General features: G+C 53.2%; 18 protein-coding genes and 1 pseudogene. 15 read left to right on the forward strand and 4 right to left on the reverse strand.

The annotated features are described in order from the left end of the window. The first annotated feature begins 7 nt into the window (after positions 1 to 7). The 4 genes from HYU99_00230 to HYU99_00245 are packed head-to-tail and all read left to right on the forward strand — an operon-like array spanning position 8 to position 4,340. Positions 8 to 748 (forward strand): ABC transporter ATP-binding protein, encoded by a 741-nt coding sequence (locus tag HYU99_00230; GenBank protein ID MBI2338786.1) that lies wholly within the window; start codon positions 8 to 10, stop codon positions 746 to 748. Positions 749 to 799: 51 nt separating this feature from the next. Then, entirely contained in the window at positions 800 to 2,161 is a 1,362-nt protein-coding gene (locus HYU99_00235) for an MCE family protein (GenBank protein ID MBI2338787.1), read from the forward strand. 12 nt (positions 2,162 to 2,173) lie between these two features. Then, entirely contained in the window at positions 2,174 to 3,733 is a 1,560-nt protein-coding gene (gene purH, locus HYU99_00240) for a bifunctional phosphoribosylaminoimidazolecarboxamide formyltransferase/IMP cyclohydrolase (GenBank protein MBI2338788.1), read from the forward strand. 1 nt (position 3,734) lies between these two features. After that, a complete protein-coding gene (locus HYU99_00245) occupies positions 3,735 to 4,340 on the forward strand; it encodes a glutathione S-transferase family protein (GenBank protein MBI2338789.1) in 606 nt (201 codons plus the stop codon). On the opposite strand, the gene HYU99_00250 is transcribed toward HYU99_00245, so the two are convergent. The 4 genes from HYU99_00250 to HYU99_00265 are packed head-to-tail and all read right to left on the reverse strand — an operon-like array spanning position 4,330 to position 6,496. Continuing rightward, on the reverse strand, positions 4,330 to 4,659 hold the full coding sequence (locus HYU99_00250) for a zinc ribbon domain-containing protein (protein ID MBI2338790.1): 330 nt from the start codon (positions 4,657 to 4,659) through the stop codon (positions 4,330 to 4,332). The genes HYU99_00245 and HYU99_00250 overlap by 11 nt on opposite strands. Before the next feature lie 34 nt (positions 4,660 to 4,693). Next, on the reverse strand, positions 4,694 to 5,098 hold the full coding sequence (locus tag HYU99_00255; protein MBI2338791.1) for a hypothetical protein: 405 nt from the start codon (positions 5,096 to 5,098) through the stop codon (positions 4,694 to 4,696). Between the two features lie 28 nt (positions 5,099 to 5,126). Further along, complete coding sequence (locus tag HYU99_00260; GenBank protein ID MBI2338792.1) at positions 5,127 to 5,351, reverse strand: hypothetical protein; 225 nt, start codon at positions 5,349 to 5,351, stop codon at positions 5,127 to 5,129. Next, positions 5,345 to 6,496, reverse strand: a complete 1,152-nt coding sequence (locus HYU99_00265) for an acyl-CoA dehydrogenase family protein (protein ID MBI2338793.1) — start codon at positions 6,494 to 6,496, stop codon at positions 5,345 to 5,347. Before HYU99_00265 ends, HYU99_00260 begins: the two co-directional genes overlap by 7 nt. Positions 6,497 to 6,688: 192 nt before the next feature. On the opposite strand from HYU99_00265, the gene HYU99_00270 reads away from it, so the two are divergent. From HYU99_00270 to HYU99_00320, 11 genes and pseudogenes are all read left to right on the forward strand, one after another. Next, entirely contained in the window at positions 6,689 to 7,732 is a 1,044-nt protein-coding gene (locus tag HYU99_00270; GenBank protein ID MBI2338794.1) for a hypothetical protein, read from the forward strand. A gap of 135 nt (positions 7,733 to 7,867) precedes the next feature. Further along, positions 7,868 to 8,779 carry a tyrosine recombinase XerC gene (gene xerC, locus HYU99_00275; GenBank protein ID MBI2338795.1) on the forward strand — a complete coding sequence of 304 codons (912 nt, stop codon included), beginning with the start codon at positions 7,868 to 7,870 and terminating at the stop codon, positions 8,777 to 8,779. Between the two features lie 10 nt (positions 8,780 to 8,789). Further along, positions 8,790 to 9,317, forward strand: coding sequence for an ATP-dependent protease subunit HslV (gene hslV, locus HYU99_00280; protein MBI2338796.1), 528 nt, complete (start codon positions 8,790 to 8,792; stop codon positions 9,315 to 9,317). After that, positions 9,318 to 10,724 carry an ATP-dependent protease ATPase subunit HslU gene (gene hslU / locus HYU99_00285; protein ID MBI2338797.1) on the forward strand — a complete coding sequence of 469 codons (1,407 nt, stop codon included), beginning with the start codon at positions 9,318 to 9,320 and terminating at the stop codon, positions 10,722 to 10,724. It begins immediately after the preceding gene. A 29-nt stretch (positions 10,725 to 10,753) separates the two neighbouring features. Next, positions 10,754 to 11,638 carry an acetylglutamate kinase gene (argB, locus tag HYU99_00290; GenBank protein MBI2338798.1) on the forward strand — a complete coding sequence of 295 codons (885 nt, stop codon included), beginning with the start codon at positions 10,754 to 10,756 and terminating at the stop codon, positions 11,636 to 11,638. 124 nt (positions 11,639 to 11,762) lie between these two features. After that, positions 11,763 to 12,931: pseudogene (locus HYU99_00295) on the forward strand (aspartate aminotransferase family protein). Between the two features lie 56 nt (positions 12,932 to 12,987). Beyond that, positions 12,988 to 13,878 (forward strand): ornithine carbamoyltransferase, encoded by an 891-nt coding sequence (gene argF, locus HYU99_00300; GenBank protein MBI2338799.1) that lies wholly within the window; start codon positions 12,988 to 12,990, stop codon positions 13,876 to 13,878. Further along, positions 13,875 to 15,077 carry an argininosuccinate synthase gene (locus tag HYU99_00305; GenBank protein MBI2338800.1) on the forward strand — a complete coding sequence of 401 codons (1,203 nt, stop codon included), beginning with the start codon at positions 13,875 to 13,877 and terminating at the stop codon, positions 15,075 to 15,077. The genes argF and HYU99_00305 overlap by 4 nt, the downstream gene beginning before the upstream one ends. Positions 15,078 to 15,138: 61 nt before the next feature. Continuing rightward, positions 15,139 to 16,482: a TolC family protein gene (locus HYU99_00310; GenBank protein ID MBI2338801.1), complete on the forward strand. Its 1,344-nt coding sequence runs from the start codon at positions 15,139 to 15,141 to the stop codon at positions 16,480 to 16,482. Between the two features lie 45 nt (positions 16,483 to 16,527). Continuing rightward, a complete protein-coding gene (locus tag HYU99_00315; protein MBI2338802.1) occupies positions 16,528 to 17,241 on the forward strand; it encodes an ABC transporter substrate-binding protein in 714 nt (237 codons plus the stop codon). Between the two features lie 3 nt (positions 17,242 to 17,244). Further along, positions 17,245 to 18,102: alkaline phosphatase family protein (locus HYU99_00320; GenBank protein MBI2338803.1), on the forward strand; the 858-nt coding region annotated here is incomplete at its 3' end.

The raw sequence follows: 18,102 nt of genomic DNA on the forward strand, positions 1-18,102 counted from the left end.
AGGAAACATGATTGAACTCAAGAATATCCACAAATCATTCGGCGCCAACAAGGTCTTAAACGGCCTCAATCTGACGATTCCCGATGGAAAAATCACCGTTATTCTGGGGCGAAGCGGCGAGGGGAAAAGCGTCCTCTTGAAACACATCATCGGCCTGTTGCGCCCCGACAAGGGACATGTGGTTATTTATGGAACCGACCTTGCCCGGCTGGATGACTACGCGTTGAAGGAGTTCCGGAAAAAATTTGGGATGCTCTTTCAAAACGCCGCCCTGTTCGACTCGCTGAATGTCTTCGACAACGTGGCCTTTCCGTTGAGAGAACATACCCAAATGACCGCCCACCAGGTGCACAACCGGGTGCACGAGGTCTTAAGCCTGGTCGGCCTCAAAAACATCGATGACAAAATGCCCTCCGAGCTTTCCGGCGGGATGAGAAAGAGGGTGGGGCTTGCCCGCGCCATCGCGCTTCTTCCGCAAATTCTCCTCTACGACGAGCCGACCACCGGCCTGGACCCTATCATGACCGACGCCATCGATCAGCTGATCATCAACACGCAAAAGCAGTTGGGGATCACCTCGGTGGTCATCAGCCACGACATCGAGGCGAGCTTCCGGATCGCCGACAAAATCGCTATGATCCACGAAGGGGTTATTCTGGTTGAAGGAACAAAGGAGGCGTTCGAGAAATCGAAACATCCTTTCGTGAAACAATTTCTTGAAGGAAAAGCGACGGGGGAGGAGATGTAGGGGATTAAGTTTGTTGTCATTGATGTCAAAATTCGGTAAGGGACAAACTCCATGTCTTTTGAACTGACCCCCCAACGAAAAGCCGGTTTATTCGCCCTGATCGTTATTTTTATTCTCGGCTACATCACCATCCGGTTGAGCAAAACCTCGCTTTTCCCAGGCGGGTCGTACATCATTTACGCGGTTGTCGACGAGGCGACCGGCCTCACCAAAAAAACGCCGGTCCAGATCGCGGGGGTGCCGGTCGGTTTTTTGAACGATGTCGAACTGCTGAATGGAAACAAGGCACAGCTTTCTCTTGCCATCCAGCGGGGGGTGAGGGTGTCCAAAGATGTGGAGGTGCGCATCCGCACCATCGGGTTTTTGGGGGATACATACATCGATCTCTACCAGCCGGGGGAAATCAGGGAGACTTTGAAGTCGAAGGATACTGTCGGTAAGGTGAGCTTTCAGGGGGATATCAGTTCGCTGACCGGCCAGCTATCCGACATTGCCGCCGATGTGAAGGCGATCACCGCCACGATGAGAACACTCATGGCCGGCGAAGATTCGTCATTTGCCCGAAGCCTTCAAAATATCGAAAAGATCACCGATTCATTGAGCCGCCTGTCCACCCAAAACGAAGGAAACTTGAACGCCATCATCGCCAACATGAAGGCGGTTTCGGAAAATTTGAACGCCCTCGTGGCGCGCAATATGGGAAACGTGGACGCAACCCTCGACAACATCCATGTCGCCACGGATAAAATCAACCGGGGGGAGGGGACCATCGGCAGACTCATCCACGACGACGAAACGGTCGAAAAGTTGAACGAGTCGCTCGACAATCTGAACGGCCTTTTGGGGGGGGCCAACAAATTAAGCGTGGACGTCGGATACCATACCGAGTATCTGGGTGAAACCCAGGATTTCAAGCATTACGTCTCGCTGGCGTTGAAACCCAAGCCGGACAAATATTTCCTGCTTGAATTTGTGGACGACCCGGCGCCCGATTCGACACGGACGATCAAAGAGTCCACCATCACCTCCGGCGGCGTGACGACAACGGTCACCGAGGAGGTCAACAAGACCGAGTTCGACAAATTCCGTTTTTCCGCCCAGCTGGCGAAAAAATATTACGGCTTTACCTTCCGCGGCGGGTTGATCGAATCGAGCGGCGGCGTCGGCGTCGACTACGACTACGGGCCGGTGGGGGTCAAACTCGAAGCTTTCGATTTCGAGACAAAGCGGGGAGAACGGCCCCATTTGAAGGGGATGGGGACGGTCAATCTCACAAAAAGTTTTTACCTGCTTGGTGGGCTGGATGATTTTATCAGCAAAGAGCAGGACCCCGACTGGTTTTTCGGGGCGGGGGTGAGCATGACGGATGATGATCTGAAGTCGCTCATCGGATTGTTTAGCGCCAAACCATAATATGTCCAAAATATGTCCAAAATCCAGCGCGCCATTGTCAGCGTGACCGACAAAACAGGCCTGGTCGAATTCTGCAAAACTCTTTCAGCCTTCGGGATTGAAATCCTCTCCACCGGAGGGACAGCCAAACTTTTGCGGGAACATGGAATCAAAACGACGGATGTCGCCGCCTACACCGGCTCGCCGGAGGTGATGGACGGGCGGCTCAAGACCATTCATCCCAAGATCGAAGGAGGAATCTTAAGCATCCGTAGCAACCCCAAACATCAAAGCGAGATGGAGGCGCTGGGGATTCTTCCCATCGATCTGGTGGTGGTCAATCTCTATGCCTTTGAAAAGACGGCCGCCAAAGAGGGATGCACCCTCGATGAGGCGGTGGAAAACATCGATATCGGCGGGCCCACCATGCTTCGCGCCGCCGCAAAAAATCACCGGGATGTCACGGTCGTGGTCGATCCGGAAGATTACCCGCGACTTGCGGAGGAGTTGAAGACCGGTCGCGGGGTTATCAGTGAAAAGACAAATTTTGAGTTGGCGGTCAAGGTTTTCCAGACCATGGCCCGCTACGATGGGGCGGTCAGCAATTATTTAAGCCGAAGGCTTAATGCCGAGGCCGGGGATGTTTTTCCACAGAATTTAAGCCTGCAGTTTGAAAGGCTCCAGGGGCTCCGTTATGGCGAAAACCCGCATCAGAAGGCGGCCTATTACCGCGAACTCCCGCCCCGGGACGGGGTGATATCCCGCGCGCGGCAACTGCACGGGAAAGAGCTTTCGTTCAACAACATCATCGATCTTGAGGCGGCGCTGGAGTGTGTGCGTGAATTTGAAGATCCCGCCTGCGTGATCGTCAAACACACGAATCCCTGCGGCGTTGCCGTGGGGAAGGACCTTCGCGATGCGTTTGTCCGGGCCAGGGAATGCGACCCGGCATCCAGTTTTGGGGGAATTATCGGGATGAACCGCCGGATCGACGCCAAAGCGGCGCAATCGATCTCCGAGACATTCTTTGAGTGTGTGATCGCCCCCGGTTTTGAGGAGGATGCCTTTAAACTGCTGGAGGCGAAAAAAAACATTCGTTTGATGGTTCTCGATACCTTTGGGAACGGGAGGGGAGCCGAGTTTGACTATAAGCGGGTGGGAGGGGGTCTTCTGGTGCAGGAAAAAGATCGCGGCAGTGCCGATCTGAAAAAGTGTTCGGTTCCGACGAAAAGAAAACCGACCGGCGAGGAATACGTTGAGCTCGATTTTGCCTGGAAGGTGGTGAAGCATGTGAAGTCCAACGCCATTGTTTTTACAAGGGGGGGGCAGACTCTGGGAATCGGTGCCGGGCAGATGAGCCGGGTCGATTCGGTGAAAATTGCCGTGATGAAGGCAAACAAATCGCTCAAAGGATCGGTCCTGGCCTCAGACGCTTTTTTTCCGTTCCGCGACGGCATTGACGAGGCGGCAAAGAATAAGATCACGGCTATCCTCCAGCCGGGCGGTTCGGTCCGCGATGATGAGGTTGTCAAGGCGGCGGATGAGCATGGCCTCGCCATGGTCTTTACCGGGATGCGGCATTTCAAACATTAATATGTCCAAAATTATCCTCTACGATAATCTCCTTTCCCAAAACAGCTACAAGGTTAAACTGGCCTTGTCCCAGTTGCAGGTCGATCACGAAGTCAGGCAGGTGGATCTTAAAGGGGGAGAGCAGAAGAAGGAGTGGTTTCTCAAGCTCAACCCGAACGGACAGGTGCCCACGCTGGTCGACGGCGATTACGCGATTTGGGAATCGAATTCAATTCTTCTTTATCTGGGCCGAAAGTTCGCGCCGAACAATCTCATTCCGCAGGATCTGCAGACATTGGGAAAAATGCTTGAATGGATGATGTTTGAGGCCTGCAAGCTTTCCCGATACATTGGCGCCGCGCGATTTTTGACCCGGTTTATGCCGAAAGAAAAGGTTAATCAGGACGAACTGTCGCGGACGCGAAAATCGGCGGGTGGAAATTTGGCCGTTCTCAACGGCCATCTCGCCAAAAACGACTATCTGGCCGGTTCATACACTCTTGCCGATATTGCCTGCTACGGGCAGATTTGTGTCGCCCAAGAGGGGGCACTTGACCTGTCGGCGTATCCCGCGATCGTCAACTGGATGAAGCGAGTGGAATCCACTCCGAATTTTATCAAGATTTAGCGGCGGCAGAAGCCGCAGATCCGGAACCGCCGGACGGCTTCGCGGCTGTTTCGCCGGATGGCTTTAAGGATGTTTTTTCTGAGGCGGCCGGCTTTTTTTCCTCTTTCTTTTCTTCCTTCTTCTCTTCTTTTTTGGCCGGTTTGGGGGCATAGTCGGTTTTATACCACCCGGTTCCTTTTAGCGCGAACGAAGTGGCCGACATCAACTTTTCCAACTTTCCCCCGCACTCAGGGCATTTCTTTTTGGGGGTCTCGGAGATCTTCTGCACGATTTCCAGATTTTTTCCGCATGACTTGCAATGGTATTCGTAGATAGGCATGGCAATTATTTTTATAATTTCAGTTTGCGGTACGTCAAGGGGCTGATTTTTTTTTCTGAAGGGCCAGCAGAGTCTGTTCCAAAACATAAAAGACCGCCTGATCCTTGGGACGATTGGCTGATTTTTTACTGGCCAGAACCCGTTCAAGTGGAAGGACTCTCAATAGCAAGCTGTCGATCAAAACCGTTTTGGTATTTTTATATTCTTCGTCAAAAGAAACAAGCCCACTCGCGTTTGTGACGATATCAAAAACATCCAACCCTGCTCCGGCAAATTGGGGAGGGTTCATGATTGTGGGAATGGTGGGAACATAGGCGCCGCCGGCTTTTTGAGCGGCTTTCATTATATTGGGGTCATCGAGTTTCTTGAACCACAAATCGATGTCCTTTGTTACCGACGGGGTTCCCTGCAAAATGGCGGCGGACATCCCCACGATCATAAAAGAAACCTTATCCTTTAGCAGGGTTTCAAGAAACTTTCTCTCTGTCGGGGTAAGGTGAAATTTTTCCTGTTCGAAATAGGGCATAGCCAAGATTAACATCCGGCGGATGTTTGAGACAGCGCAGAATTTGTACGATCATTTCCCGATCGGCATTCGGATTTTGGGCGCATATTTCATCCGCCTGCCGATAGACCTCGGTCAGTTCATCAAGCAAATCTTGAGGTATCGTTTGTCCTGCGGTGTTTAACATCCCAAATACCTTGATATCACAATCCGCTGGATTTCGGAAGTCCCTTCACCGATCTCGAGCAGTTTCTGGTCCCGGTAAAATTTGGCCGCCGGATATTCTTCCATGAGGCCATATCCACCATGGAGTTGAACACAATGGTTGGCCACGCGGTAAAAAACTTCGGAACAATAAAGTTTTGCCATTGCCGCCTCCTTGCCGAACGGCCGTCCCTGGTCTTTAAGCCAGCAGGCCTTGTAGAGGAGGTTTCGCGCCGCCTCAATCTCCATGGCGCAATCGGCCAGCTTGAAGGCGTTGACCTGGAATTTTGAAATCGGCTGACCAAAGGCCTTTCGTTGTTTTGAATATTCCAGCGCCGCCTCAAATGCCCCTTGGGAGCCTCCCAAACCCATCGCCGCAATTCCAAGACGACCAGAGTCGAGGGTGGCCAGCATTTGCTGGAAGCCACCTCCCTTTTTACCCAGCAGATTGGATTCGGGAACGGTGACGTTGTCAAAATAAAGTTCGCCCGTATTCGAGGAGCGCCAGGTCATTTTTTTGTGCATTTCCCTGGCGGTAAAGCCGGGGGTTCCCTGTTCCACTATAATACAGCTGATTTCCTTTTTTCCTTCCCCTTTCACACCGGTAAATGCCTGCACGGTAACGCCCGCGGTGATTTTGGTTGCCGAGTTGGTGATGAAAATTTTTGAGCCGTTGATGACCCATTTGCCGTTTTTCAATTCCGCCCGCGTTTTGGAATTGCCGGCGTCCGATCCGGCATCGGCCTCGGTCAGTCCAAAGCCCCAGAGTTTTTTTCCGGAGCAGAGATCGGGGAGATATTTTTTCTTTTGCTCCTCGTTTCCGTAATTGTAGATCGGCCCGATGCCGAGCGAATTCTCCGCCGCAACCGTAGCCGCCTGACAGCCATCGACGCGGGCCAGTTCTTCAACCGCGATGACATAAGAAAGGGTCTCCATCCCGCCGCCGCCGTAGTTGGGGGAAATGGTCATTCCAAAAAGACCAAGTTCCCCCATTTTTTTCGTGAGGTCGTAGGAGAATTCCTCCTTTTCATCCAGTTGTTGGCGAACCGGCTTGATTTCCTTTTCCGCAAAATCGCGGATGGTTTTCCGGAGCATTTCCTGTTCTTGCGTGAGATCGTAGTTTGGCATAGAGGGTGAAAATAACAGGTCGTGGGAAGAAATCAAATTTTTTTAACGCACCGCGGCTTGGATTGAAAAAAAACACGCAACATTTCAGGAATTCCGCCGATAAATAAGCTATGAGAGGCGGCCATGGCAAACACCAGACAGAAAAATACTAACTATCTGAAATTACTCGTATTTGTTTCCTTTCCCTTTTTATTGTCAACATGCGGGGGGGACAGCCAATTTACCAAAAAGCTGGTCGCCTCTCCTTTTTACGCCGAGCTTTACGGGTCGGCGACAAAAACAATTGCCCTGACGGCCGATGAGGGGAGCCACATTGCCTGGATGGGGCTGGAATGGGTGGAGGATTACAAATATTTTCAGATTGCCCAAGTGAGCATCAACGGTGAGGCGATCACCCCGGAGTCAGCCAGCTCGCAGGCAATCCTGGAAGATATATCGGTAAGCTCCTCTGAAAGCGCCTCCTCCGGTACGATCGCCGATTCAACGTCGGGGAAGATGCTGATCAGTTTGACCTATAGCCCCTCTGTCGCCATCGATAAGGAGGACGATCCGCACAAGGCCTATCTTTTGATTGTTTACGATGAGCCAAAAATGGGCACCGTGCGCGTTGAACTCGACGGCTATACCCGGGGGATTGCGGAAAATAAATGCGCTGGTGTGACCTCGGCAGACCAGGTTTCTTATACTTTCAAAGAGGGGACGTTTGATTTTTACCTTTGCGCCGACAGCGATTTCGTGGTCGAAAACGATCCGGCAGGGAGGGATCATGTTAATTACGCCTCGGTGCCGGTAGAGGGGAATTTTATTTTTTATCAACCGGATTCCGAGACCTTGTGTATTTTAGGGGCCGCTGATGGAGTCGATTCGTCGATCCCGGATTTTGACGTTGACGTACCCGATGAGGTGGAGTCGCCGATCGATCCAATTGAAGTCAAACTGGCCGAGGATTCCCTGGGCACCTGCACGTTAAGCGACGGCCAGATCACATGCGATGGGACCATCGAGGTCGATGTCGCCGGCATTGCAACGGTCGATCTGTCAATGACAACCGGGTCGGTTACACCCGAGTCCGATGCCTGTAATACGTTTGGGAGTGTGTCAGGTTCGGGGAGTTTCGGGGAGGGTGATTTGACCCTCATTGTGTACGGTGATTTGGGGTCCAACACTCTCCTGGAGCCTTTCGGCATCGAATTTGCCGTGGTTGTCGCAGAGATTAATCTGGAACCAGCGGAATAGTTCCTCCCCTCCAACATTATACGTCATTTTCCCGTTGATTTATCCCGCCGATCCAGTGTAATTACTCAATTTTTCCGGCAGGTTATCCGCCTTCGTCCCGCGTTGCGGGACTTCGGCGGATTTCGCTGGCGCTACATGTCTATCGATCCGCTTATTACGGCCTTTGAGACCGCCTTGGTGCACGAAAAAAATGCCTCACCGCATACGGTGAAAAACTACGTCCACGATCTGGCCGAATTTCGGGCTTATCTAACAGGGTGCCAGCCGGACTTGATCGAAGAGGGGGCGATGGCCATAAACCGGATTAATCCGTTGGTGATCCGGAGTTATTTGTCCATCCTGTTCCAGAAAAATTCTCCCGCCAGCGTCGCGCGGAAACTTTCTTCATTAAGGACTTTTTTTCAACACTGGCTGAAAAATGGAAAGATCAACCAAAACCCGGCACGGGCGATCCATTCGCCAAAAATTCCCAAGCGCCTTCCGCGGTTCTTGAATGTGGACGAGATCATAGCCATGCTCGACTCCCCTTCCGAGGACGATTTTGCAGGAAGGCGCGACAAGGCGATTCTGGAGCTTCTTTATTCGTGCGGCCTCCGGGTCTCCGAACTGGTGGGAGTCGATTTGGATCGACTTGACCTCGAAAATCGTTTAGTCCGTGTTCTGGGAAAAGGGGGGAAGGAGCGGATTGTCCCGGTGGGAAAAAAGGCGGTGGAGCGTGTGCGGCATTATCTGGAATTGCGCCCGACGGTTCTCAAGGCCGACAAGCCGACCGGCGCCCTTTTTTTGAACCGCTGGGGGCGGCGTCTCACCGTCCGGAGCGTCCAGCGGATGGTGGACGAGGCCAACCGAAGGTGCGGCCTCGACAAGGCGGTTTCGCCGCATGTCCTGCGCCATACATTCGCCACGCATCTGCTCAACGCGGGGGCCGACCTGCGGTCGATTCAGGAACTTTTGGGGCACGCCAGTCTGTCGACGACGCAGAAATATACGCATGTGAATCTGGACCAGTTGATGAAGGTTTACGATAAAGCGCATCCGAAGGCATAAAGGAGATTTTATGATTCATTCCACCACAATCATCGCGGTAAAGAAGGACAACAGGGTCGCTATCGCGGGCGACGGACAGGTGAGCGTCGGGCAGACGATTCTCAAGGCCAAGGCCAACAAGGTGAGAACCCTGCAGGACGGGAAGGTGCTGGCCGGCTTTGCCGGTTCGGCGGCCGACGCCTTCACGCTGTTTGAAAAATTCGAGTCGAAACTCTCCGAGTTTTCGGGCAACATCACCCGGGCGGCGGTGGAACTGGCGAAAGACTGGCGGACCGACCGGATTCTGCGCCGTCTGGAGGCCCTTTTGATCGTGGCCGACAGGGATCATCTTTTCACCCTCTCCGGCAACGGGGATGTCATCGAGCCGGACGACGGCATTGCCGCCATCGGATCGGGAGGGGCCTATGCCCTCGCCTCTGCGCGGGCAATGATGCGGAACACAAAACTTTCCGCCCGTGAAATTGTCGAACGGGCGATGAAAATCGCCTCGGAGATCTGCGTGTACACGAATGAAAACATCACCATTCAGGAGTTATAAATGTCTGAAGGGATAAAAAATTTCACTCCGCGCGAGATTGTTTCGGAACTCGACCGCTACATCATCGGTCAGGACGACGCCAAGAGGGCGGTGGCCATCGCCATGCGCAACCGCTGGCGGCGCCAGCAGGTGCCGGAGGATCTGCGCGACGAAATCGCGCCGAAGAACATCATCATGATCGGCCCCACCGGCATCGGAAAGACCGAGATCGCCCGGCGGCTCTCCAAACTGGCCGAGGCGCCGTTTATCAAGGTGGAGGCCTCGAAGTTCACCGAGGTGGGTTATGTGGGGAAGGATGTCGAATCGATGATCCGCGAGCTGATGGACACCTCCGTCAACATGGTGAAGGCGGAGGAGGAATCGAAGGTTCAGGTAAAGGCCGAGGAAAACGCCGAGGAGCGTCTGCTGGATCTCCTCATTCCCCGAAAGCCGAGGGCGCCGCGCCCGATGGCCGGTCCTCTGGGAATGGGGGCCGAGCTTCCGGAGGAACCGCAGACCGCCTCTGCCGAAAAAGAGACCGCCGAGACGCGCGAGAAGATGCGCAAAATGCTCCGGGAGGGAAGGCTTGCCGGCCGTTTCGTGGAGCTGGACTTTTCGGGCCCCAGAGGCATGCCGATGGTCGAGGTGATTTCGGCCGGCGGAAGCCTCGATGACATCAGCCGGAATTTGAAGGACATGTTTTCGCAGTTCATGCCGCGGGGGAGAAAAAGAAGGAGGGTCAAAGTCCCAGACGCGCTGGAGATGTTGAAAGTGGAGGAGGCCCAAAAGCTTGTCGAAATGGAAGAGGTGGTGAAAAAGGCGGTCGAGCGAGTGGAACAGAACGGGATTGTCTTTATCGACGAGATCGACAAGATCGCCTCGCGCGAGAGGGGGGGGCACGGGCCGGAGGTGTCGCGGGAAGGGGTTCAGCGAGATATCCTTCCCATTGTCGAAGGGTCAAATGTCAGCACCAAATACGGCATGGTGCGGACCGACCATATTTTGTTTGTCGCCGCGGGGGCGTTTCATGTCTCCAAGCCGTCGGATCTGATTCCCGAATTGCAGGGGCGTTTTCCCATCCGGGTGGAATTGAAGTCGCTTACCAAGGGCGATTTTTTGCGGATTCTCAAGGAGCCGACCAATTCGCTGACCCGGCAGTACACGGCGCTGATGAAGACGGAAAAGATCGATCTGGTCATTTCGGACGAGGCCCTCGAGGAGATCGCCTCGTACGCGGCCCGGGTGAATGAGCAGATGGAAAATATCGGGGCGCGGCGTCTGCACACCATCATGGAAAAGGTGCTCGATGAAATTTCGTTTCTGGCCCCCGAGCGGTCGGGAAAACCGTTCAAGGTCGACGGGGCCTATGTGAAGAAATGCCTCGAGCCGATTGTGAAGGATCAGGATTTGAGTAGATACATTTTATAGGTCCTATACGACCTATAGACCTATTTTTTATGGAAGACTTGATCAACAAGGCAAAAATTCTCATGGAGGCGCTCCCGTACATCCAGAAATTCCGGGAGAAGCGGATCGTGGTGAAGTACGGCGGGCACGCCATGGAGGACGAAAATCTCAAAAGGAGCTTCACGCGGGATGTGATCCTCTTCAAGCTGATCGGCCTCCATCCGGTCATCGTCCATGGCGGCGGGCCGCAGATCGAGGAGGTGCTCAAGCGGATGGGCATCGAATCGAAGTTTCACGAAGGGGTGCGGATCACCGATGCCCCGACCATGGATGTGGTGGAAATGGTGCTGGTCGGCAAGGTCAACAAGGAAATTGTCGGGTGGATCAACCACAACGGCGGGCAGGCGATCGGTTTTTCCGGAAAGGACGGCCGGCTGATCCAGGCGGTGAAGATGGATCCGCAAAAGGTCAAAAAGACCCGGCGGACCTCCGAGTTGATCGACATGGGACAGGTCGGCATCGTGAAAAAGATCAATCCCGAAGTGCTCACCAAGCTGGAAGACAGTCTTTTCATTCCGGTCATTGCGCCGGTTGGCGTGTCCGACATCGGTGAATCGCTCAATATCAATGCCGACTATGTGGCTGAATCGGTGGCGGGGGCCCTCAATGCGGAAAAACTGATTTTAATGACCGACGTCGAGGGGGTGAGGGATCAGCAAGACAGGCTTTTAACCAACCTTTCGGAAAAGGATATTGAAAATCTGATTACCTCCGGTGTTGCGCATGGCGGCATGGTGCCGAAACTCAAGTGTGCCCTTCGGGCGCTTCAAGCGGGGGTTCATACGGTTCACATCATCGACGGCCGGGTCCAGCATGCGCTCCTGCTGGAGATTTTTACGGACAAAGGGGTGGGGACACTTATCCGCAAGGAGTAAATTTCAAATTTCAAATGAAAAAACAAACAACAATGACAAATTTTGAAATTTGACATTTGACATTCCTTTGACATTTGAACTTTGACATTTGGGTTTTAAAAAAGTGGTTTCATTTAAACAAAGAATCCACCGCAATAACACGGATAACATCTCTCTTCTCGACAGATATGTATTGCCCACCTACGCCCGCACAAAGGTCGCCCTTGTCCATGGCTTCGGTGCGTGGGTGTGGGATGCCGACGAGAAAAAGTATCTCGATTTTTTCGGCGGACTGGCCGTCGATGCCCTGGGGCATTCGCATCCGCGGATTCGAAAGGCCCTTGCCGATCAGGCGTCACACCTTCTGCACTGTTCCAACGTTTTTTATATTCAGGAACAGGCGGAGCTGGCCAAAGAACTGGTTTCTTTGTCCGGAATGTATCAGGCCTTTTTCTGCAATTCTTTGCCCGGCATACCGGCATTCGGAATTTTGGGGCGGATCATTACGAAATCATCGTCGCCGAAAATTCATTTCACGGCCGAACGCTTGGCGCCCTCTCGGCCACGATGCAGAAAAAATATCAGGAGGGGTTTGGACCTCTCGTTCCCGGTTTTAAGGCGGTTCCCTTCGGCGATATCGGGGCGGTCCAAAATGCCGTCGGCCCGAATACCTGCGCGGTTTTGGTCGAGCCGATCCAGGGAGAGGGGGGGGTGAATATCCCGCCGGACGACTATCTGCCGGGCTTGAGAAGAATTTGTGACGAGAAGAATTGTCTCCTTATCCTGGATGAGGTGCAGGTCGGCATGGGGCGGACAGGACGGCTTTTTGCCTTTCAGCACGCGGGGATCGCGCCTGATCTAATGGCGTTGTCAAAAGCGCTCGGTTCCGGCTTTCCCATCGGCGCCTGTCTGGCGTCAAAAAAGGTTGCCCTTTCGGTCGGGCCGGGAATGCATGCCTCCACTTTTGGGGGCAACCCGCTGGCCTGTCGGGCGGCGCTTGAAACGCTGTCCGTCATCGCAAAAGATTCTTTTTTGAAAAAGGTTCGGGAGACGGGGGGTTATTTTGTTTTGCAGTTGAAAAAATTGCAAAAGAAGTACGACCTCATTAAAGAGGTGAGGGGGAAGGGCTTAATGATCGGTTGTGAGTTGAACCGGGAAGTGGGGACTCAAGTGGTGAGACAGTGTCTTGAAGAAGGGTTGTTGATCAATGCCATTCAGGGAAAAATTCTGCGGTTTGTCCCGCCGTTGATTATCACCAAGGGGGATGTCGATCGGGCGATAAGGATTTTGGATCGAGTATTGGCGGGCATCTGAAGAAAATCCCCCCTTCCCCCCCCTTTGGCAAAGGGGGGCTGGGGGGATTTATCAACATGAAAAAAGACCTTCTTACATTGCAGGATTTAAGCGCCAAAGAGATTGAGGCGCTCATCAAACGGGCCCTCCCATTTAAGAAGACGAAAAAATCCGGCAAAGTTCTGTCCGGAAAGATCCTCGGACTCGTTTTCGAGAAAGCCTCCACCCGGACGCGGGTTTCGTTTGAGGCGGCGATGATCCGCCTGGGGGGTCAGGCAATTTATCTCGATTGCGCGGCGACCCAGATCGCCCGCGGCGAAACAATCGCCGATACGGCGCGGGTCCTTTCCCGCTATCTCGACGGGATCGTGATGAGAACCTATGGGCAGTCCCGCCTGGAAGAGCTTGCAGGCAACGCCTCCGTTCCGGTGATTAACGGACTGACCGACCTGCATCATCCCTGCCAGATTCTCACCGATCTGATGACGGTCGTCGAATCGAAGGGGAAATATAAAAAGCTTAAAATCGCCTATGTCGGCGACGGAAACAACATCGCCAACAGCTGGATCGAGGCGGCCCTGGTTTTGGATTTTACTTTGCAGATTGCCTGTCCGAAAGGTTATTGGCCCGACGCCAATCTGCTCATGGCGGCCGAAGGGCGCAAAAATATCCGTCTCACCGAAAATCCGGCGGAGGCGGTCAACGGATGTCATATCATCAATACGGATACATGGTTTTCGATGGGGCAGGAGGTGAACGATGCGAAGAAGGGTCTTTTTAAAGGCTATCAAGTGAATAGCGCCCTTCTTTCCCACGCCGATAAGAAGGCGATCGTTCTTCACTGCCTCCCCGCGCACCGGGGGGAGGAAATCACCGACGAGGTCATGGATGGACCGCAATCGGCTGTTTTCGATCAGGCGGAAAACAGGATGTGGATGCAAATGGCGCTTTTGGAGAAAATTTTATGAAACAAAAAATCGACAAAGTCGTTTTGGCCTATTCTGGCGGGTTGGATACCTCCGTCATCGTCAAATGGCTGATTGAAAATTACTCCTGCGAGGTTGTCTGCTTTTCAGCCGACATCGGTCAAGGAGAGGAACTGGAACCCTTGAAAAAGAAGGCGATCGATACGGGGGCCTCGAGAATTTACATCGAAAATCTCAAGGAGGAATTTGTCCGCGACTTTGTTTTTCCCATGCTCCGGGCCAATGCGGTCTATGAAGGGTCGTATCTTTTGGGCACCTCCATCGCCCGGCCGCTTATCGCCAAAAAACAGATCGAAATTGCTGAAAAGGAAAAGGCGTCCGCGGTCTCCCATGGCGCCACCGGGAAAGGCAACGACCAGGTCCGCTTCGAGCTTACCTATTACGCCCTCAAACCGGATATAAAAATCATCGCCCCCTGGAGGGAATGGAGTCTCGATTCGCGCGCCGCCCTCGTGGAATACGCCAAAAAGCACGGCATCGATGTGCCGGTCACCCCCAAAAAACCGTACAGCTCCGACCGGAATCTCTTTCACATCAGTTTTGAAGGGGGGATTCTGGAGGATCCGTGGTCTGCGCCTCCGGAGGATATGTTTGTTCTATCGGTCTCGCCCGAAAAAGCGCCTTCCAGTCCGACGGTTGTGGAGATCGATTATGAAAAAGGGAATCCGACCGCGGTGAACGGAAAAAAAATGACTCCGGCAGAATTGCTGGCCTCCCTCAACCGCCTGGGAGGACAAAATGGCGTGGGGCGCGTGGATCTTGTGGAGAACCGGTTTGTCGGGATGAAAAGCAGGGGTGTTTACGAAACCCCCGGTGGGACAATCCTCCATGTCGCGCACCGGGCGCTCGAATCGATCACCCTCGACCGGGAGGTTCTCCATTTGAGGGACAGCATCATTCCCAAATATGCCGAGCTTGTCTATTATGGCTTCTGGTTCGCGCCGGAGAGGGAAATGCTTCAAAAAATGATCGACGAGTCACAGGTCCATGTATCGGGAACGGTAAAACTGAAACTTTACAAGGGAAATGTTTCGGTTTTGGGGCGAAAGGCGGTGAAGTCGCTCTACAACCCGGAGCTGGCCACGTTTGAAAAAGAGACCATTTACCGTCAGGCCGATGCGGAGGGGTTCATCAAGTTGAATGCGTTGCGGCTTCGCATTCGAAAACAAATGGGCTTATAGTTTCACCCTCCCCCCGTCCCCCCTCCCCTCGAGGGAGGGGGCAGGGGGAGGGGGCGATCGGATGAAATATTTTTTTTTAATTTTTCTTCTGGCCTTTGAAACGCTTCTCTTGTCCCCCCTCGCCCTTGCAACCGACCGCTATCGCTTAAGCTTTGATGAATGCGTCCGGCTTGCCCTTAAAAACAACGACCAGATTCTCGCCGCAGGGTACGATATCGTCCTGTCGGAAAACAAGCTGAAGGAGGCCCGGCCGCGCGGCATCCCTGTAATCAAATACGAACACCGCATCGCACCGGTCCCGAGGGATGTTGACAACGCGGCGGATAGTTTTTTTGGCGGCGACATCACGGTCTTCAACAATTTCAAAATGGAGGTTGGAACTCCCCTCACGACATTCGGCAAAATTCACACCGCCCAGGATCTGGCCCAGCTGGGAATCGATTCATCCTGGTTTCAGAGGCAAAAGACCACCGACGACGTGATCCTCAAGATCTATCAGATTTACGAGGGGATCCTTCTGGCGCGCGAACTTTTGGGGCTGGCCAAGGAGGCGCAGGACGCCATTCAGGGGAAGATCGACGAGCTGGAAAAGGAGAAAATCATCGATCAACTGGGCATTCTGAAAATGAGGGTTGCCCTCTTTGAGGTGCAGAGAAAGGTGGAGGAGGGGGAAAAGAAGCTTGCGCTGGGGCTGGCGGCGCTCAAAATCCAGACGGGGTTTGAAGACGATGTCGATCTGGACATCAGGGCTGGGGCGCTGACCCCTGTTCCGTACAACATAAGACCGTTTGAGGGTTATCTTGACGATTTCAGGGACAATCGGGCCGAATATCAACTGCTCGACAAAGGAATTGCGGCGAAAGAAAAGCAGTTGAAGCTGGCCAAACTTGACCGGACGCCGAATCTGGGGGTCGGCGGTTTTTTTGACATCGGCCGGGCGCCGGGGGTGATAGGGGAGGATCAGACGACATTCACCAACCCGTTTAATTTCACCAAGGCCGGAATCGGCTTGCAACTGAAGGGGGAATTCGATTACGTAAAGACAAATGCGAAAATCAAACAGGCCAAGGCGGATCTCCTGAAGACCATCTACCAGAAAAGGGCCGCCGTTCACGGTTTGGAGCTTGACCTCAAGGAGTCGTATCTGGAAATCAGGGAGGCCAGAAATTTGATGGTAAAGTCCGAAGAGGAAAAAAAAGTGGCGCGTCAGATGGTTTTTTTGACCAAGAGCAATCTGGATATCGGCATCGGGGAGCGAAAAGATTATCTGGACGCGCTTCAGTCCTATCTTCTCTTTCAGGGGAGGCACTACGAGGCGGTTTATAATTACAATGTGGCTGTTTATGAGCTGAAGAAAAAAACCGGCGAGTTGTCGGAAATATGGGGGAGGGAAGGGGCGAGGTAGGCTTTGGTACAAAAAACTTTATCGAAGGGAGATCCAATGAATGTTGTGAGGTTAATTCTGGCGGTGGCGCTGTCAGTATGTCTGACCGGGTGTCCGGTAAAAAAAGAGGAAGAAAAGCAAGCGGCGGCACCGGCGCCTCCGGCGGTGTTTTTGTCTCCGGTTGCCGAGGCTACACCGGCGGCGGAATCCATCCCGTCCTCCCAAGTACTGGGGCCTATGGAATCAATCAAGGAGCTGGACCGAAAAATTGAGTCATACCGGACCGGCTCAAACCTGACGCAGGAGGAGGTCGAGGCCAACCGGAAACTTAAGCAGGAAATCATCCGGGGGACCTTTGATCTTTACGAACTCTGCAAGCTGGCGCTGGATATCCACTGGAACGAGATCGCCGACAAGGATCAGCGCTATTTTACCGACCTGATGACCAGTCTATTGGAAAAAAAGGCCATTTTCTCGAAGGAGCAGGTGAAGGGGGAGGAAAAGGGCTATAAGGTTGTCTATAAGCAGGAAAAATTTATCGATGCAGAGAAGAAGAAGTCACAGGTCTCCACCAAAATTCTGGTTCCCTCAAAAAAAGTCGACCTCGACCTCAACTACAAGCTGACCCTGGCCCCCGCCGGCTGGAAGATCTTCGACGTGATTGTCGACGACGCCTCGCTGGTGGAAAACTACAAGTTCCAGTTTGACGCCATCATCAGGAAAAACGGTTATCCGGAACTGGTCAAAAGGATGGAAAACAAGTTGAAAGAGATGGATTGAGGTGTGATTCAAACGCCATTTAAACGCTGTATTGTTTTCCTGGTTGACGGCGCCCGGCCGGATGTCTTGAACGACGAGCTGAACAGGGGAAATCTTCCAAACGTCGCCCGTTATTTTGCCGAAGAGGGGACGCATCAGACAATTCTCACGTCGTTTCCCTCAACCACCGGACCGGCCTACCTGCCGTTTCTGACCGGCTGTTATCCGGGCACCTGCAATATCCCGGGCATCCGGTGGTTTGACAAGGCCAACTACGCCAAATATGGCTGGTCGCTCAAAAGCTTCCGGAGTTACGTGGGGCTTGAGACTTTTTTGCTCAATCACGATATCCGCAAGGATTTGAAAACCGCCTTTGAAATTTTCGACAATCCCCTGTCCATCATGAGCATGGTCAATAGGGGAAGCGCCCGGGGGAAAAACCTGACCAAATTTTCCCGCATCTGGTATTTCTACTACGCGCATTTAACCGATCGCTGGGCGTTTGTGGACCGATCGGCGGCCGAAAAGCTTGTTGCCGGATTGAGGCGAAACCCCGATTTTACTTTTGTGGTTTTCCCTGCGGTGGATGAGTATTCACACCGCTCCAGTCCCTTCCATCTCCGAACGATTCAGGCCTATCGCGAGGTCGATCGCGATATCGGACAGGTTGTCGAGAAATTGAAGCGGAGAGGGGAATGGAACGAAACGCTCATGGTTATCGTCAGCGACCACGGCCTGTCCGAAACAAAAACCCATTTCGATGTCGGCCCGTGGCTTGATTCCAAAGGGATCAAGGCCTTTTACTACACGCAAATTTTCAAGCGAAACTTCAAAGCCGCCTCGATGGTTTCGGGAAACGGAATGGCGCATCTTTATTTCAAG

This window comes from Deltaproteobacteria bacterium (genome assembly GCA_016183175.1).
Classification (GTDB): domain Bacteria; phylum UBA10199; class UBA10199; order UBA10199; family SBBF01; genus JACPFC01.

Bases quoted from the DNA above. Each gene is read 5' to 3' on its own strand.
- argF (MBI2338799.1), top strand. From the start codon at position 12,988: ATGAAAAAAGACCTTCTTACATTGCAGGATTTAAGCGCCAAAGAGATT.
- HYU99_00305 (MBI2338800.1), top strand. From the start codon at position 13,875: ATGAAACAAAAAATCGACAAAGTCGTTTTGGCCTATTCTGGCGGGTTG.
- purH (MBI2338788.1), top strand. From the start codon at position 2,174: ATGTCCAAAATCCAGCGCGCCATTGTCAGCGTGACCGACAAAACAGGC.
- HYU99_00245 (MBI2338789.1), top strand. From the start codon at position 3,735: ATGTCCAAAATTATCCTCTACGATAATCTCCTTTCCCAAAACAGCTAC.
- HYU99_00250 (MBI2338790.1), bottom strand. From the start codon at position 4,659: ATGCCTATCTACGAATACCATTGCAAGTCATGCGGAAAAAATCTGGAA.
- HYU99_00310 (MBI2338801.1), top strand. From the start codon at position 15,139: ATGAAATATTTTTTTTTAATTTTTCTTCTGGCCTTTGAAACGCTTCTC.
- HYU99_00265 (MBI2338793.1), bottom strand. From the start codon at position 6,496: ATGCCAAACTACGATCTCACGCAAGAACAGGAAATGCTCCGGAAAACC.
- HYU99_00255 (MBI2338791.1), bottom strand. From the start codon at position 5,098: ATGATCGTGGGGATGTCCGCCGCCATTTTGCAGGGAACCCCGTCGGTA.
- xerC (MBI2338795.1), top strand. From the start codon at position 7,868: ATGTCTATCGATCCGCTTATTACGGCCTTTGAGACCGCCTTGGTGCAC.
- HYU99_00230 (MBI2338786.1), top strand. From the start codon at position 8: ATGATTGAACTCAAGAATATCCACAAATCATTCGGCGCCAACAAGGTC.
- HYU99_00260 (MBI2338792.1), bottom strand. From the start codon at position 5,351: ATGTTAAACACCGCAGGACAAACGATACCTCAAGATTTGCTTGATGAA.
- hslV (MBI2338796.1), top strand. From the start codon at position 8,790: ATGATTCATTCCACCACAATCATCGCGGTAAAGAAGGACAACAGGGTC.
- argB (MBI2338798.1), top strand. From the start codon at position 10,754: ATGGAAGACTTGATCAACAAGGCAAAAATTCTCATGGAGGCGCTCCCG.
- hslU (MBI2338797.1), top strand. From the start codon at position 9,318: ATGTCTGAAGGGATAAAAAATTTCACTCCGCGCGAGATTGTTTCGGAA.
- HYU99_00235 (MBI2338787.1), top strand. From the start codon at position 800: ATGTCTTTTGAACTGACCCCCCAACGAAAAGCCGGTTTATTCGCCCTG.